The organism is Clostridium sp. (genome assembly GCF_032552055.1).
Lineage (GTDB): Bacteria > Bacillota > Clostridia > Clostridiales > Clostridiaceae > Clostridium.
In genome coordinates this window covers 1-1434 of record NZ_JAWGSV010000412.1, presented here as the reverse complement: position 1 = coordinate 1434, position 1434 = coordinate 1, and the positions used below count along the sequence as shown (strand labels likewise).

The following is a 1434-nucleotide window of genomic DNA, read 5'->3' as shown; positions in this document are numbered from 1 at the left end:
GAATATAGAAGTTTAATTATATTAAAATATGAAATGGATTTAAGTTATAAGGAGATTTCAGTTTTATTAGGGCTAGATGAGAATACAGTTAAAGTGTATTTATACAGAGCAAGAAATAATTTTAAGAAGGAGTGGAATAAGATAAATGAAGGATATAGATAATTTTTTAGATGAGAAAAAGTTAAAAAAGTCTATTAGAAGGGCTAAGATTAAGTTAACTATAAAAATAATAGTAATTTCAGTAATAGTTTTTATTATGGGAAGTTTACTTAATAATAAATTATCATTAAAATATAGTGAATTATCATATGAAAAGCGAGAAGCAATAGTTAAATTAACTATACCTAATGGATATATAAGTGAATCGAATGATTTGTTAGGTTTACTAGGTGGAACTAGTTTTCAAAAGATTTCAAAAAGCATTGCAGGTAGAAAAATTATTATTGATGATTCAATAGTTAAGTTTGGTATCAATGGAAATGAGAGATTTAGTAGATTCGATAGAGTAGTTGGGTCTGGAACAGGTAATTACAATAGCGATTGGCCAGTGAATACTAATGGATATGGATATAAGAAATTAAGGTTTTTTCATCCTGAGTTACAATATAAAGATTACCAAAATGATTTAGATTATATTGATAAAATACCAGATGGAAAGATTCTTGAGGTAGCAATTTCTTTCGATAGACCTTATAAAATATCAGATTTATATATGATTCAAAATAAATTAAGCAATAATGATATAACGTGGTTATGGTTAGATGAATTTACAAAGATAAAAATAGATGAGTTTAAATATGCAATCGAAAATTATGATTCTAAATCCGCTGGCATAGAAGAAATAGAGACTATTGGAATAGAATGCTATGATTCTAAAACTTTTAATAGAAATGATTATAATGAAAAATATGATGAGTTAATAGAATTTCTTGATAAAAGTCCTTATATGACTCATAAAGAATTATATGATGAAATAATGGAAAGAGGGATGACTTCGGCTGATGATGCAGAAATTTTAGGAGTAGTAGTTCATGGAACTAAGGAAGAGTTAAAAGAAATAGTAGGATTACCAATAATAAAAGCTAGTTCTTTTGGAATAATTACAGAACCAGTATATTAAAAAAGGAGCTGTTTTTTGAAACAGCTCCTTTGATATTTTTCATCTTAAGAATTAATCCAATCAACAACTCCTGGAGTTAAAGATGCAACATCATCTTTAGCTACTTTTGTTACGAAAAGTAAATCACCTGATTCTAAAAATGGTTTTATCTTTTCAGATATTTCATTTGCATTAGAAGTAGATTTAACTAGGTAGCTATCAGGCATAAAGTTAGCCCAAGCACCAAAAGATTTTATAGTTGCAACTATATCATAATCATCACGATGATGGTGATGATGCTCATGATCGTGATCATGACCTTCACAGCCACATGA

The 1434-nt window shown here is 27.7% G+C and carries 3 protein-coding genes; 2 read left to right on the top strand and 1 reads right to left on the bottom strand.

All coding sequences use genetic code 11. The features are described from left to right. Both E6248_RS16000 and E6248_RS15995 read left to right on the top strand, forming a co-directional pair. A partial coding sequence (locus E6248_RS16000; RefSeq protein ID WP_316341760.1) for a sigma-70 region 4 domain-containing protein occupies nt 1–162 on the top strand: 162 nt, incomplete at its 5' end. Beyond that, nucleotides 146–1120, top strand: coding sequence for an anti sigma factor C-terminal domain-containing protein (locus tag E6248_RS15995; protein WP_316341759.1), 975 nt, complete (start codon nt 146–148; stop codon nt 1118–1120). The genes E6248_RS16000 and E6248_RS15995, both read left to right, overlap by 17 nt. A 44-nt stretch (nt 1121–1164) precedes the next feature. Here E6248_RS15995 and E6248_RS15990 read toward each other — a convergent pair. Then, on the bottom strand, nt 1165–1434 hold a 270-nt coding region (locus E6248_RS15990), incomplete at its 5' end, for a hypothetical protein (protein WP_316341758.1).